Genomic DNA, 14,584 nt, shown 5'->3' with positions numbered 1-14,584 from the left:
ACGCTACCACCGCCGGTCCAGAGGCTCCCAATCGCCGTCCAGGCAAAAGGCAGGCACCATGGAATTAAGAGCCTATCTCAGCATCCTGCGACGAAAATGGTGGATCGTCCTGCTGACGCTCACGATCACCTACGCCGCAACGCTCTACTTTACCTTTACGCAGGCTCCGCTCTACGAAAGCAGCGCCACGTTTGTCGTCAAGCTGAGTCCTGCATTTCGCAACGACAAAGACCTGGCGGCGGCGGTAGATATTTTGAGCCGCCGCACCGAGATCGGCACGACCTTCACGCAGGTTGCCGATAGCCGTCTGATCAAGCAGCTCGCAGCCAGCGAGCTTGGCCTGACCAGCGCGCAGCGCGGCGATGTGAGCATTACCAGCCAGCTAATACCGGGAACCAATGTGCTTAAGATCTCAACCCAGGCGCACGATCGAGTCCTGGCGCGCAACATGACCAACGCCGTCGGCGTAAAAACCGTGGCCTACGTTCAGGACCTTTACGAAACCTATAAGCTGGAGCCGCTCGATCGGGCCAACTCGCCGAGCACGCCGATCAGCCCGAACAAGCCGCTGAATCTGGCGCTCGGCGGGATCATGGGCCTTGTGCTGGGCGCGGGCTTTGCCCTGCTCTCGGCCTACTTGCAGGCTCCCGGCCAGCAGATCGTCGCGTTTAACATCCTCGATCAGGAAACCGAGGTCTATAACCGGCGCTACTTCGAGCTGCGGCTGCGTCAGGAGATCGCGCGCAGCAGACGCAATAGCGCGCCGCTCACGCTGGCCTTGATCAACATCGACCGCCAGCAGGCTCTGGCAGGGTTGCCTGCGCAGCTCCGGCACGAAGCCCTACGGCGCGTCGCGCTGCTGCTCGCTGCGGCGCTGCGTGAAGAAGACGTGCTGGCCCGCTTCGACGATACGACCTTCGCCGTGCTGCTGCTTGACACCCCGGCAGAGCGCGCGATCGAGACGATGAGCCAGCTCCAGGCCAGGCTGACAGCCATGCCGCTTGAGCTGGCGCACCATGATGCCACGCTGAATCTCCAGGCGCTCGTCGGCTGCGCCGATTACCGGCATCCCGACATCAAGCCGGAGGAGCTGGTCGGCATCGCCAGGCGCGCGCTCCAGGAGGCCGAGGCTGCCGCGCGGGGCACCGTGTATCCTGTGCTGCCCAACCTGGCGACGTACCAGCTCAGTATGGCAAAGGGCGCGGACCATGAGTAGCTCGGTGTTCGAGGCATCCGACAGCGCGGCGCGCGGCAACGGCCTCAACGGGCCAATCGTGGAGCAGCATGTACTCCTCGCCGCGAAGGGCGGCGCGATCACCTTTGTCGGCAAGCTCTTTACCTTTGGCTGCCGTCTGGTGATCACCTTCGTGCTGGCGCGCGCGCTGGGTGCCGGGCAGTACGGCCTCTACAACCTCGCGCTCACCGCGCTCTCGGTCGTCGCCGCTGTGTCGGCCTTCGGCATGGACTCGACACTGGTGCGCTATATTCCGATCTTCGCCCGTCGGCGGGACGAGGCGCGACTGTGGGGCGTGCTCCAGATCGGGCTCGGCCTCTCCACGCTACTCAGCCTCGCGCTCAGCGCCGCCCTGTTTGCTCTGGCGCAGCCGATCGCTGTCGAGATCTTCCACCAGCCGCGCTTAGCGCCCTTGCTGCGCATCGCCAGCCTGATCGTCCCTGTCTTGACGCTGAGCAACATGGCCGCATCCGCCACCAGGGGCTTCAAGACGATGCGGTACGCGACCATCGCGCAGGACTTTTTCCAGCCGCTGATCAGGCTCGTGCTGGTGATCGTCCTCGTGGTGGTGGGACTCAACCCGGCGCGCGCGCTCGCGACGATGGGCATCGGCGTGGCCGTTGGCTGCGTGATGCTGCTCTACTTCTTGAACAACCTGTTTCCGCTGCGGCGGTCGCCGCGCACAGCGCGCCACGAGCCGCGCGAGATCTTCGGCTTCTCGGTGCCGGTCTTCCTATCAGATCTGATGATGACCTTTCGCGACAACATCCAGACGTTGATGCTCGGCGCGCTGAACAGTGTCGCGAATGTCGGTATTTTTGCGGTCGCCAACCAGATGAATATGTTCGGCAGTATGTTCCAGAGCGCGATTGCCACCGCCTCGCGACCGATCATCTCTGAGCTGTACGACCAGGGCGAGCGCGAGCAGATGGGCCGCATGTACCAGACGACGACCAAGTGGAGCCTGACGGTTAATCTGCCGGTCTTTTTGATCCTGGTGTTGTTCCCGACGCAGATCCTTAGCCTGTTCGGTAAAAGCTTCGTGACGGGCGCGACCACGCTGACGCTGATCGCGTGCGCGATCATGGTCGATGTCAGCACGGGCATGTGCGGGCTGATCCTCGATATGACCGGCCACACGACGCTCAAGCTGATCAACAACATCGTGCGGCTGGCGCTCTCGGTGGCGCTGAGCTTCCTGCTAATCCCGGCATGGGGCATCGTCGGCGCGGGGCTGTCGGTGCTGATCGTCGTCGGCGTGACGAACCTGCTGCGGCTGATCCAGGTCTTCTGGCTGTTCCGGCTGCTGCCCTATGACCGAAGCTTTATCAAGCCGCTGACGGCAGGCGGGGCGGCGCTCGGCGCGGCGCTCATCGTCGGCTACTGGTCGCCCGGCAGCGCCGATCTGCTGTACGCGGCGTTCCAGAGCGCGCTGCTGCTGGCGATCTACATCGGCCTGATCCTTGGCCTGGGACTGACCTCGGAAGATCGGGTTGTGCTCGCCCACCTGCGACGACGCTTGAGCAGAAAGGCCCGCCCACGATGATCATCAGCCACACATACCGCTACCTGTTTGTCGAGCTGCCGCGCACCGGCTCCACGGCGATCAGCCGCGAGCTGCGAGCACACTACGATGGCAAGCCGATCCTGTCGAAGCACGCCACGTACTGCGACTTTTTAAAGAGCGCCAGCGCTGAAGAAAAGAAGTACCTTGTGTTCGCCGGGATACGTAATCCGCTTGACGACGCGGTGAGTCACTACTTCAAATATAAAACCGATCATCGTCAGCAATTTACTGATCCCCGCAAGGTCGGTAAGAAACGCATGTCGATCTATTACTTCGACAAGCTGGCATTTCATTTCGTACGGCAGAGAAGCGCTGATTTTCCAACGTTTTTCAAGACCTTCTACAAGATTCCCTACAATAACTGGAGCCAGCTATCGCATAAACAGTTCGATTTTATTCTCAGGTTCGAGAGCATTCAAGACGATTTTGCCAGCGCGCTTGAACTGATCGGCATTCAGCCGATCCGTCCGCTGCCGATCGTCAACCGAACCAGCGGCAAGGCAGGCGATTTCTGGTCGTACTACACGCCTGAGATCATCCCGCGCGCCCGGCGCATCTTCGGCCCGTTCATGAAGCAGTGGGGCTATCAGTTCCCGCCGGAGTGGGGGCCGACTGAGGTACCCTGGTGGAATCAGCTAGAGTTCGACGTGTTTAACGTCTTCAGATCGATCTATTGGAAGCATTTGAAAGCCTATCTCTAATCGTGAGAACAGCTAAACACAGAACACAGAACAAAACGCATCACAGAACTGGCTTCCTGTTTGTTCTCTGTTTCGTTGTTCTTTGTTCTCGCAAAGACGGCTCATATCCTGCGCCGATCGCGAGGAGGAAGCGATGCAGACCCCAAACCGAGTCTTGATCATTGGTCTTGATGGCGCTACCTGGGATGTGCTCGATCCCTGGATGCGCGATGGGACGCTGCCGAATCTGGCCCGGCTGCGCCAGCAGGGAAGCTGGGGCGCGCTGCACTCCAGCATCCCGCCGATCACTGCTGCGGCCTGGAGCACGTTCATGACTGGCAAGCGGCCCGGCAAGCACGGCGTCTATCACTTCGTCAAGCTCTTCGACGACGACGCTCCGACCGCGAGCGAGCCGGAGCTGGTCAGCGCGCGCAGCCTCAAATCTCCGGCGCTGTGGGACGTGATCGCGCACCACGATCAGCATGTCGTGCTGGTCAATATTCCGCTGACCTACCCGCCGCGCCCGGTCAACGGCGTGATGATCACCGGCCTGCTGACGCCGAGCAGCGCGCCGGTCTTTACCCATCCGCCTGAGCTTTCGGCGCGGCTGGCCGAGTATCAGATCGATCTCGAACGGTTCATGGACAAAACGCCGCACGTCGATACCTTCGAGCCGGAGCTGACCGCGCCGAGCCTGGCGCTGGTCGAGGAGTTTCGGCAGATGGAGGAGCGACGCGCTACGGTCAGCCTTGAGCTGATGGAGTCGGAGCCGTGGGACTTTTTCATGGTGGTCTTTACCAGCACCGACCGCATGGGCCATTATCTCTGGCCCTACCACCGCTCGCCACAGCCAGACGACCCGCCTGACGTTCAGCAGTTGTGCCAGGCCGTCCGCGACGTGTATGTCCGGCTCGACGAGATCGTCGGGGAGCTGGTAGCGCGCGCGGGTGAGCAGACCGTAACGCTAGTCATGTCCGACCACGGCATGGGACCGGTCGAGACGAGGCGCTTCCACTGCAACAACTGGCTGCACCAGCGCGGCTGGCTGGCCGCTCGCGCCAGCGGCACGACGCTCGCCAGCCCCGATCACTGGCTCAAGCGGCTGGGCCTGTCCAGGGACAAGATCGGCAGGCTGATCCACCGCATACCGGGCCTGGCCGACAGCACGCTGATCAGGAAAGCGGCCAATCGCCGCACCACGGCGGTCGACCTGGAGCGCAGCCAGGCGTACTGCGTGCCGATCTTCTATAACATCATGGGCATTCGGCTGCGGGTGCCGGAGCCTGAGCAGGCCGCGCTTGCCCAGGCGATCATGGGCGAGCTGCTGGAGATCACCGACCCCGAAACCGGCAAGCGCATCGTCCAGCGCGTCTTTCGCGGCAGCGACTACTACCAGGGCGCGACGGGAGCGAGTATCCCCGACCTGATCGCGATTCTCGATCCCGACTACGGCTGTAGCTACTACCTCAGCAGCTACAGCTCGGTTGTCACCAGGCGTCCGGTCGCGTCGGGACCGGCCAAGCACCGCAGCCAGGGCATTTTCATCGCGCACGGGCCGGGCATGCGCGCTCAGGCGGAGCCGCTGCAAGGCTTGCAGATCGAGGACGTAGCGCCGACGACGCTCCATGCGCTGGGCCTGCCGATCCCATCGGACATGGATGGCCGTGTGATCGCCGGGGCATTTGTCGCAGAACGCCTCGCGGCGCAGCCGGTGCGGCAGGGCGCGCCGATGGAGTACTGGCCGAGCGAGCACGCGCTGGCCTTCGGCGAGGAAGAGATGTCGGCTGAGGACGAGGCGCAGATCCGGGACCGGCTGCGGGCGCTGGGCTACTTCGAGTAGCCGCAGATCCAGGTGACGATTCGGAGGATGAGCATGATCGACGGAGCCGAACACGCAACGCACGCGGCGCAGGATCGACCGATCTTCGTGTCGATCGAGACGACCGCGTTCTCCGGCGCAACGCTGCTGGCATTGTTGCTGTCGGCTCATCCACAGATCGTGACGATCGGCGAGATGAATGGGCTGATCGCGCGGGAAGATCCCGATAGCTACCTCTGCTCGTGCGGCCAGCGCATCAAGCGCTGCGCCTTCTGGCAGGCAGTGGCAGACGCGATGCGCGAGCGCGGCTTTCCGTTCGATCCGGCCCACTTCGATACCGAGCTTGCGCTGGGCGGCCCACCTGTGATCCAGCGGCTCCGCAAGCGCCGCTTTCGCCGTCCGATGCTCAACACGCTGCGCGATGCGCTCTGCGACGCCTATCCCGGCGAGCGGCAGCGGGTCAGGCGGCTGGTGGCGCGCAACGCGGCATTCGTCGAATCGGTGCTGGACGTGACCGGCGGGCGCGTCTTTGTGGATACCTCGAAAGATCGGCTGCGGCTGCCGACGCTGCGGCGGTTTTCGGCGCTCGATCTGCGGGCGATCCATCTGGTGCGCGATGTGCGGGGCGTGGTTGCGTCGCGGCTGCGACGCGGCGCGGCGATCGACACGCGCGAGGCGGCGCGGCAGTGGGCCACGCTCCACGACCGGATCGAGCGGACACTGGCCGGTCTGCCGCCCGACAAACGGCTGCTGGTGCGCTACGAAGCGCTGTGCCGCGATGCGTCGGACACACTCGCGCGGCTCGATCGGTTTTGTGGCGTCGATCCGGCGCTACGTTCGGCAGACCTGTGGCCGCAGAGCCACCATATCATCGGCAATGCGATGCGTCTCACGCAGCGCACGGCGATCAGCGTCGACGAGCGATGGCGCGCGGTCTTGAGCGAGGATCAACTCGCCGCGATCCGCCTGGGCGCTGGCACGCAAGGCTGGCAGTACGGATACCAGGCAAGGAGCGAATCGTGGTAGCGTCACGCCTATCTCTGATCCGCAGATCGATCTTCGGCCACGGCCCGCGCAGTGCGCTGCATCCCGGCGCGGCGCTGCCCGACTGGCTACCGGCGCTCCTGGGCGTGAGCTTCGGCCTCGTCGCCGCGCTGCTGATCGTCGGCGGACAGTGGATCTTCCTGGTGCCGCTCGGCGCGATCGTGCCCGCCGCGATCCTCTTCCTGCGCTATCCGTTCGTGGCGGTGATCCTCTGGATTGTGATCTTTCCGTACTTCGTGATCACGCCGACGCCCTCGTTCAGGATCATGTACTGGCTGCTGCACCGCGCGATGATCCCAGGCGCGCTGGCGATCGTGATCCTTGGCGATTGGCTGGGCCTGCGTCAGCGCGAGCCGGTGCGCTTCGGACGGGCTGAGCTGTTCATGCTGATCTTTGTGCTGCTAGCCATCGCCAACATCATGCTGCTGACGCCCAGGCCCGCGCAGACGCTCGTGCGCTTCTACGATCGGCTTTTCGTGCCGCTGTGCATGTACTGGCTGGTACGACTGATCGCGCCGACCACGCGCGATCTCAGCCGCCTGGCCTGGGCTGGCTCGATCACCATCGTCGTCGAAGCAATCATCGGGCTGCTCGGCTGGTTCGTGCCGCAAACGCTGCCGGAGCACTGGCTCAACCGCATTGGCGAGCGCACCGTCGGCACCTTCGGCAATCCGGCGGTCTATACCAGCACGCTGCTCTTTCTGGCGCTGCTGCTCTTGCAGTACGGAATGCAGAGCCGCTCGCGTGGCCGGCGCGTGCTGACGCTGGCGATGCTTGGGCTGGCCTATCTGGGCGTTTTTTTCTCGTTCTCGCGCGGAAGCTGGCTCGGCGCTCTGCTGGTCTGGCTGGGGCTGCTCTTGGTCTATCCCGCGACCATGCGCCGCTGGACGATCGTGGTCGCGCTGATCGGGCTGCCGGTGATCAGCGTTGTGCTCGCGCAGGAGATGTCGTGGGCGACCGAGCGACTGGGTGATCAAGATACGGCGAAAGGCCGGGTGCTGGGTGCTGCGACCTCGATCAATATGATCGAGCGCAGGCCGTGGCTGGGCTGGGGCTTTGACACCTACGACCTATACGACGAGCAGTTCAAGACCCGCGTGGCCGATCTGGCGGTGCGCGAGGAGCAGACCTCGCACAACACCTATCTGCTATTCATCGCCGAGATGGGCGCAGTTAGTCTCGTCTTGTACATGCTCCCAGTAGTCTGGTGGCTGCTTCTCAGCCGCAAAGTATGGCATCGCTTGCCGGGCCACGGCTTTCTGAGCTGGCACCTGCTCGTGCTGCTGTGGCTGCTGCTGCTCGATCACTTCACGGTGAGCAATTTCATGGACATGATCCAGTCCAACCTGTTCGGCACGACGATCTGGTGGCTGGCGCTGGGGCTGATCGCCAGCCTGATCTCGACGCATCTCGCGCCAGGCGATATTGGGCCGCCGCGCTGGACGCGGCAGCCACGCCGAGCGCTGGCTGTCGAGCGCGCAACGCCGCCGGGTTTGATCGAGCAGCACGAGTACGCGCACGACATGCGTCGATCGAAAGGGCCGAAGCGATGAGCGCGATCCGACCCGCGCGCAGGCTGCATCTGCGGAAAACCATGAGCAGCGTCGTCAACAACGTGCGCAGAGTGGCGCGCATCGGCAACTACTGGTACTGGATAGCAGCGCCGGAGCTGGCGAGCGGGATCGATATTGCCGCGCTGGTCAGCCCGCTGCGCTACGATGTTCTGATCCGCCGTGATTTTCTGACGTTCTATGCGGCGCAGCGCGACCGGTACGCCGCCGATTTCGATGCCTTTGTCGCGGAAGTTAGGCAGGGATCGTACTATCGCTGGTTCATGACCTCGGAGGCGATCCGCTGCAAGCCGCACTTGCTGGGCGACGCGGCGGCGCTGGAGCAGGAGTTTATCAGCCGCGTGCGACGCGCGGCACGGCTCTACGAGGACGTGACGGCTCACGGCTTTCAACCCCAGTTTCCGATCATCCTGAAAACCGCAGAGCGCCTGCTGCCGCCGACGACCGACAGGCAGGGTCCGCCGACCGGCAAGCACGTCGCAGGGCGCTACTTCCTGGCCGATGGCTGCCACCGGCTGGCGCTCTTGATGACCCTGGGCTATACCGTTCTTCCGTCCGAGTATGTGCGGGTGAAATGCTTTCGCGAGTTTAGCCCGTTCGATAGCACAGCGCTGCTGGCGCGAAGCCTACCGATCGACGCCAAAGCGTACTTTGCGTTTCTGTCCAGCCGCTACTGCGCGCCGCATGTCTTCGAGCGCAAAGCCGAGCTGCTGGCCTACGTCGAGCGGCACAGACCTGCGGATCTCGCCGAGGTTGCTGCGGTCATGCAGGTCGATGGATTTGGGAGTTGAGCTATGAAGAATCTGGGATTATCGGTAAACCCATGCGCCACCAGATCGATACGACGGGGCTGCTCGATGCGCGAGGTTCGCTATGCGTAAGCTTATCTTCATCGTCGGCTGGATCATGGTGCTGATCCTTTCAGCGGCGACAGTCATCGTGCTGAACGCGCAACAGACGGATGCTCGGCCATCGACGGGACAGGTAGCGCCGCCCAGCACCGCACAGCCTGGCGAAGATGCCCCACCCGAAAACGTCAGCAGCAGCGAGGCGGCGATCGAAACCAAGGCGCTGGTCGTGCCGGTGCAAAGCGTGCAGCTCAGCTTCCCGAACCGAGGGATCGGCGATGGCGTGCTTGTACAGGATGTGCTGGTCCACGAAGGCGATACCGTGAAGCAGGGCGACGCGCTGGCCCATCTCGACACGCGCGACCTTCAGCTTCGGGTTGAGAACGCGCAGGCTGTTCTGGCACAGGCGCGGGCCGAGTACACCCAGATCGAGTCCGATGCCAGCACGGCCACGCTGCGCGCGGAGGCCGAGATCGCCACGATCCAGGCTGAAGCGGAAGCGGCCACGCTGCGCGCGGAGGCCGACGCGAGCAAGCTGCGCGCCGACGCGGCCCAGGCCAGAGCCGAGGGCAGGACAACCACCGCAGCATTGCTCGAATCCAGCGCTCAGACGCTGCTTCAGGCTGCCACCGCGCTCAAGGTCAATGCCGACACCAGGCAGGAGAAGTACACCGCCGCCACCGAGGCAGCCAATAGCGCCAGAGCCGCCACGCTCGCTACGGCCCAGGCCAAGATTCAGCAGGCTGAGGCCACGCTCAAGCGCGAGCAACTCGCGCTCGATCTGGCTGCGCTCCGCTCGCCGATCGACGGTACCGTGATCGATGTCAGCGTCAAAGCCGGCGAAGTGCCGCGCGCTAACGGCTTCGCAATCGTCGTCGCCGATATCTCTGCCTGGCAGATTGAGGCCAGCGGCCTGGCCGATCTGAGCGTGGTGCAGATCCACGAGGGCGATCCGGCCACGATTACCTTCGATGCCCTCCCTAATGTCACACTCACGGGCAAAGTCGCACGTATTAAGCCCGTCGCGACCGACGATCCGCCCGCGACCGTCAGCGCCTACACGGTGATCATCACGCCCGACCAGCAGGACGAGCGCGTACGCTGGAATATGACCGCGACGGTGGCTATCGGCACGCGATGAACGTTCAAAGCTCACAGCTCACAGTGCGACGAACAGGCAGCTCGAAACTTGAAACTCAGAACGGAGAGACGATGCAACCGATGCACGCACCTACCAGGGACCAGCGCGGCTCCGGCGAAACTATCTCGCAATATGCGCGCATAGCCCGCGATTATGTCACATCGTACTATCGCGCGCGCAGCGAGCGAGCGTCATTCCAGACGATCGCCACCTACTGCATGTTCATCGGCCATGCGCGCAGCGGACACAGCATCATGGGCGCGCTCCTCGATGCACATCCCAACGTTATCCTGCCCGACGAGGTCGACGCGCTGCGCTATGTCGCGGCGGGCTTCCGTCGCGAGCAGATCTTCCACCTGCTGCTGGAACGGTCGCGGAAGCAGGCCAGGAAAGGCCGCACCAAGGGAGGCCGCAACGGTAAGCGCTACTCGTACGCGGTTCCCGGCCAGTGGCAGGGACGCTTCAGCACGCTCAAGGTGATCGGCGACAGCAAAGCGGGCAAGTCCACGCAGCGCTTCGCAAGCAATCCGGCGCTGCTGCATCGGCTGGAGCGCTGCATGGCGGGCATCGATGTCAAGCTGATCCATGTGATCCGCAACCCATACGACAACATCAGCACCCTGATGCTGCGGGGCGGTCGCACGTTCGAGAACGCGATAACGCAGTATTTCCAGAATTGCAGCGCGCTCGCCGCGATCAGGAGCGGCCTCGACAGCGCAAAGCTGCTGACGGTCCGGCAAGAAGACCTGATCGTCCAGCCCGGCAACACGCTGCGCGCCCTCTGCGCCTTCCTCGGCATCGACGCGCCGGAGGAGTACGTGCAGGTCTGCGCAGGCATCCTGTACGCGGCGGTGCCCAAAAGCCGCTACAGCGTCGCGTGGAGCGATGCGTCGATCGATCTGGTCAGGCGCAAGATCGAGCAGTTCGATTTCCTGGCGGGCTATGCCTATGACGACGAGGACGTAAACCAGGCATGCGACGAGATAGCGGCAGCGGCGGTCACACCACCCGGAGGATGCTGATATGACTCAAGACAGTCGTCCAGACGAAGCAGCCACCACGCCGTTTATCTTCATCGTCGGGGTGAGCCGTAGCGGAACCAGCCTGATGCGCGTAACGCTCAACACCTCCGATCAGATCGCGATCTGCCGGGAGACGCATTTTCTTGGGCATCTGATCCCGTCGGAGGGCGCGCGGCACAAGTTTCGCAAATTCGGCGATCTAGCCGACGACAACAACGTTCGCAGGCTGGTCGGCTATATCTACTCCGACGGTTTTGCCCGGGGCTCAAAGTATCGGGGCATTAGCTCGCAGTGGCGCTGGATCTTGAAGCATGTCGACCACGACGAGTTGCTCCAGCGCATCCTGGCATCCGATCGCAGCGAGCGCGCGCTGTTCATGACGATGCTGCAACTCTACGCCGAGCGCAAGGGCAGGCGCATTGCCGGAGAGAAAACACCGGCCCATGTGCGCTATGTGCCGACGCTGCTGCAATGGTTTCCTGAGGGCCGCGTGATTCATATGCTGCGCGATCCGCGCGCGATCTTCGTCTCCGAGCTGCGCAGACGCAGCAAAGCGCCGGTGACAACGCCCTACAGGCAGTTGAAGCACCTGCCGCAGCTCTTCAAGCTCTACATCCTCTTGCAGACCACGCTGGTCTGGTTCGAGAGCGTCCTGCGCTGCCGGATCTACCAGCAGCGCTATCCCCGCCGCTACTTTGTGCTCAGGTTTGAAGATCTGGTGCGCAACCCGGAGGGGCAGATCAGGCGAGTCTGCGAGTTTCTCGGCGTCGATTTTCAGGAGGCTATGCTCCAGCAGGTGGTCGTCAGCCAGGGCTTCGAGGCGGGCCGGGCCGGGTTCGACGCCCACGCCGCCGATCGCTGGCGCGACTATATCGCGCCGTGGAGCAACGCCTGGTTTCGGTTCTGGTTTCGGCCCTATCTCAAGCGATTCGGCTACGTCAATGAGCTTGCGGCAGTTCCGCGCACAGGCGATCGGTAAGGAGTGAAGCGCATGAACGCCATCGGCCAATCCTCGACAGCGCTGCATGTCGTGAGCGCCTTGTTCCATGATCTGAACGAGGAGCGGATTCGCTATTGCCATTGGAAAAGCACGCACCGATTGGCCGATTCGCTGGCGGGCAAGACCGATCTGGATCTGCTGGTCGATCGCGAGGATAGCCAGCGCTTCTATGAGCTGCTGCATCGGCACGACTTCAAGCGGTTTATCTCGCATCCTCATCGGCAGTTTCCGGCGATCGAGGACTATCTGGGCTTCGATCCGAGCACGGGCCGACTGATCCATCTGCATATCCATTACCGGCTGGTGCTTGGCGAGCAGTTCGTCAAAAACTACTACCTGCCGCTGGAGCAGCCGTTTCTGGAGCACACCTACCTGCGGCGTGGCGTACCGATCCCCGTGCCTGAGCTTGAGCTGATCGTGCTGGTGCTGCGGGCGCTGCTGAAATACCGCGATCGCGACGTGCTGCGCGACATGCTGCGGCTCGGCAGATCCAGCGGCATTCCCAGGGCGATCCTCGGCGAGTGCCTGTCGCTGCTCCACCAGACCAATCCGACGCAGATCGCGCATCGGCTGGAGCAGGATGCCAGCTTTATCTCGTCGGATTTGATCTTTCATTTTCTCGACACGATCCAGCGCACGCCGCGAGCGGGCTGGACGCTCTACCGGCTCCGCTCGCGGGTCCGGCGCGATCTCGCACCCTACCAGCGCTACAGCCGCCGCCGCGCCCGCGCGATCTACTACCGAGTCATGCTATCGCGCCAGTGGCCGCTCGATCGCATCCTGGCGCGGCTGCTGCGCGTGCCCGACAAGCGCAAAACTCCGGCGTCGGGCGGCATGACGATCGCCTTTATCGGCGCGGACGGCGCTGGCAAATCGACGATCGTCCAGCAGATCGTCACGTGGCTCTCATGGCGGATGGTCGTTCGCAGCTATTACATGGGCAGCAACCAGCCGTCGCGCCGCACGCGCGCGCTGAAGCAGCTCACGGGTCTGGCGCAGCTCGTCTCCGGCGGCTGTCGGCGGGTCTTCGGCCCGCAGAGCCGCATCACGCGGCTGGCGGACAGGCCGCGCCGGTTCTTGGAGCAGCTTCGCTACCTGGCCGATGGCCGCGACCGCTACCGGCGCTATCTGCACGGTCGGCGCAGCGCGGCGCAGGGCGCGATCGTGATCTACGATCGCTATCCCCTGGACTCCGTGCGGCTCGACAGCCGGATCGTCGACGGGCCGCGCATCGCCGCCACCGGCAACGGACATCTGGGCGCGGTGGGGCACGGGCTGGCACAGGCCGAGGCAGCGCTCTACCGCAACATCCTGCCGCCGGAGCACCTTTTTGCGCTGCACGTCAGCCCCGACGTTTCCCAACAGCGCAAACCGACGCATCAGCGCGCGGCGATCGAGGCGAAAAGTGCGGCGATCGAGCGGATCGCGCAGACCGACGGCGATCTCACGCACATCGACGCCGAGCAGCCGCTCGACGAGGTGATCCTCCGCGTCAAGGCGGCCTTGTGGAAGTTGTTATAACGATGATCGGCTCGCACACAACCGACGGCCTTCGCTCCGATGAGCGGCACGCACGCGGCAGCGCGATGCCCGTGTTCCCGGCCAGCCCGGCCTACTACCTGCCACGCCCCGACCGGCTGTACCGGCAGCTGATTGCCCGGCGACGATCCGCAGCGCTGGATCGGGCGACGATCGACACGATCCTGGCGGCGTACGGCTGGCAATCTCAGGATGCGGCGCAGGCTCCGGCGGGCGCGGGGCGCAGCGACAGCGTGATCGTGCCCACGGCTGGCGGCACCAAAATGCTCAAGCGCTACAAGGCCACCGTCGATCCGGCGGCGATCGTCCATGAGCATTCGATCTTGCGGCACCTGGCGCGGCTCGACGTTCCGGCTCCGCGCGTCAACGTGGCGCTGAATGGCGCCACGCTGATTCAGCAGGGAGCAGCCTGCTATGCCGTGTTCGATGTGCTTGAGGGCTACTTTCAGTATCACCAGTATTGCCTGCTGCCTGCGCAAAAGCAGCGCTATATCACCGCATCGGGCACGGCGCTCGGCACGCTGCACAGCACGCTCAAGGACTTCATGCCCGACGGCCAGCATCCGCACGGCTTCACGTCGCGATCGGGCGAGCGCGTGCGTGAGATCGGCTGGTTTATCGAGACGCTCGACCGGTGTCGGCGCGAGGTTCCGGCTGCGGCTGATGCGGACCGGCTAGAGCAGCGCTTGCTCAGCCTCGACCGGCAACTGAGCGCGGCGGCACTGCCCCGGCTGATCATTCATGGCGATTACGGCCCCTACAACCTGTTCTTCAAGCCCAACGCGCCGATTGTGATTCTGGATTTCGAGCTGGCTCGTCTGGACTGGCGGCTGACCGATCTGGCGACCGCGCTGCCGTCGTTCGCGCGCAGCCGCCTGGGCTTTCATGTGCGGCATATGCGGGCGTTTCTCGACGGCTACCGCACGCGCTGCGCGATCGATCACGCGGAGCTGGCGCTGCTGCCGCTGGTCTGGCAATTCCTGACGCTCCGCCGCGTCGTCGTGCTGTGGCAGCGCTACGGCAGCACGGGCGCGCAGACATGGTTCGATCAGGCGCGGCGCAAGGAGAATCTGGCGCGCTGGATCGCCGATCATCAGACGACCCTTGTCCGCTGGCTTG

At 63.9% G+C, this 14,584-nt stretch carries 12 protein-coding genes; all 12 read left to right on the top strand.

Going from position 1 to position 14,584, the window contains the following annotated elements:
• The first annotated feature begins 58 nt into the window (after positions 1-58).
• The gene (locus VFZ66_26120; GenBank protein ID HEX6292687.1) at positions 59-1,216 is read left to right on the top strand and encodes a diguanylate cyclase; all 1,158 of its coding nucleotides are present in this window, start codon (positions 59-61) and stop codon (positions 1,214-1,216) included.
• On the top strand, positions 1,209-2,780 hold the full coding sequence (locus tag VFZ66_26115) for a flippase (protein HEX6292686.1): 1,572 nt from the start codon (positions 1,209-1,211) through the stop codon (positions 2,778-2,780). Before VFZ66_26120 ends, VFZ66_26115 begins: the two co-directional genes overlap by 8 nt.
• Positions 2,777-3,502, top strand: coding sequence for a sulfotransferase family 2 domain-containing protein (locus VFZ66_26110; GenBank protein HEX6292685.1), 726 nt, complete (start codon positions 2,777-2,779; stop codon positions 3,500-3,502). Before VFZ66_26115 ends, VFZ66_26110 begins: the two co-directional genes overlap by 4 nt.
• A 133-nt stretch (positions 3,503-3,635) precedes the next feature.
• The gene (locus VFZ66_26105) at positions 3,636-5,321 is read left to right on the top strand and encodes an alkaline phosphatase family protein (GenBank protein ID HEX6292684.1); all 1,686 of its coding nucleotides are present in this window, start codon (positions 3,636-3,638) and stop codon (positions 5,319-5,321) included.
• Between the two features lie 33 nt (positions 5,322-5,354).
• Positions 5,355-6,326 carry a sulfotransferase gene (locus VFZ66_26100; protein HEX6292683.1) on the top strand — a complete coding sequence of 324 codons (972 nt, stop codon included), beginning with the start codon at positions 5,355-5,357 and terminating at the stop codon, positions 6,324-6,326.
• Positions 6,320-7,897 carry an O-antigen ligase family protein gene (locus tag VFZ66_26095; GenBank protein ID HEX6292682.1) on the top strand — a complete coding sequence of 526 codons (1,578 nt, stop codon included), beginning with the start codon at positions 6,320-6,322 and terminating at the stop codon, positions 7,895-7,897. The genes VFZ66_26100 and VFZ66_26095 overlap by 7 nt, the downstream gene beginning before the upstream one ends.
• Entirely contained in the window at positions 7,894-8,706 is an 813-nt protein-coding gene (locus tag VFZ66_26090) for a hypothetical protein (GenBank protein ID HEX6292681.1), read from the top strand. The genes VFZ66_26095 and VFZ66_26090 overlap by 4 nt, the downstream gene beginning before the upstream one ends.
• 82 nt (positions 8,707-8,788) lie before the next feature.
• Complete coding sequence (locus VFZ66_26085) at positions 8,789-9,904, top strand: efflux RND transporter periplasmic adaptor subunit (GenBank protein ID HEX6292680.1); 1,116 nt, start codon at positions 8,789-8,791, stop codon at positions 9,902-9,904.
• Positions 9,905-9,975: 71 nt separating this feature from the next.
• A complete protein-coding gene (locus VFZ66_26080) occupies positions 9,976-10,926 on the top strand; it encodes a sulfotransferase (protein ID HEX6292679.1) in 951 nt (316 codons plus the stop codon).
• A 1-nt stretch (position 10,927) separates the two neighbouring features.
• On the top strand, positions 10,928-11,905 hold the full coding sequence (locus tag VFZ66_26075) for a sulfotransferase (GenBank protein ID HEX6292678.1): 978 nt from the start codon (positions 10,928-10,930) through the stop codon (positions 11,903-11,905).
• Positions 11,906-11,917: 12 nt separating this feature from the next.
• Complete coding sequence (locus VFZ66_26070; GenBank protein HEX6292677.1) at positions 11,918-13,447, top strand: hypothetical protein; 1,530 nt, start codon at positions 11,918-11,920, stop codon at positions 13,445-13,447.
• A partial coding sequence (locus VFZ66_26065; protein ID HEX6292676.1) for a phosphotransferase occupies positions 13,432-14,584 on the top strand: 1,153 nt, incomplete at its 3' end. The genes VFZ66_26070 and VFZ66_26065, both read left to right, overlap by 16 nt.

Source organism: Herpetosiphonaceae bacterium (assembly GCA_036374795.1).
GTDB lineage: Bacteria > Chloroflexota > Chloroflexia > Chloroflexales > Kallotenuaceae > LB3-1.
This window is presented reverse-complemented; position numbering and strand designations above follow the sequence as displayed.

Excerpts from the sequence above, each read along its gene's own strand:
- VFZ66_26085 (HEX6292680.1), top strand. The coding sequence starts at position 8,789 with ATGCGTAAGCTTATCTTCATCGTCGGCTGGATCATGGTGCTGATCCTT.
- VFZ66_26110 (HEX6292685.1), top strand. The coding sequence starts at position 2,777 with ATGATCATCAGCCACACATACCGCTACCTGTTTGTCGAGCTGCCGCGC.
- VFZ66_26070 (HEX6292677.1), top strand. The coding sequence starts at position 11,918 with ATGAACGCCATCGGCCAATCCTCGACAGCGCTGCATGTCGTGAGCGCC.
- VFZ66_26090 (HEX6292681.1), top strand. The coding sequence starts at position 7,894 with ATGAGCGCGATCCGACCCGCGCGCAGGCTGCATCTGCGGAAAACCATG.
- VFZ66_26080 (HEX6292679.1), top strand. The coding sequence starts at position 9,976 with ATGCAACCGATGCACGCACCTACCAGGGACCAGCGCGGCTCCGGCGAA.
- VFZ66_26100 (HEX6292683.1), top strand. The coding sequence starts at position 5,355 with ATGATCGACGGAGCCGAACACGCAACGCACGCGGCGCAGGATCGACCG.
- VFZ66_26115 (HEX6292686.1), top strand. The coding sequence starts at position 1,209 with ATGAGTAGCTCGGTGTTCGAGGCATCCGACAGCGCGGCGCGCGGCAAC.
- VFZ66_26105 (HEX6292684.1), top strand. The coding sequence starts at position 3,636 with ATGCAGACCCCAAACCGAGTCTTGATCATTGGTCTTGATGGCGCTACC.
- VFZ66_26075 (HEX6292678.1), top strand. The coding sequence starts at position 10,928 with ATGACTCAAGACAGTCGTCCAGACGAAGCAGCCACCACGCCGTTTATC.
- VFZ66_26120 (HEX6292687.1), top strand. The coding sequence starts at position 59 with ATGGAATTAAGAGCCTATCTCAGCATCCTGCGACGAAAATGGTGGATC.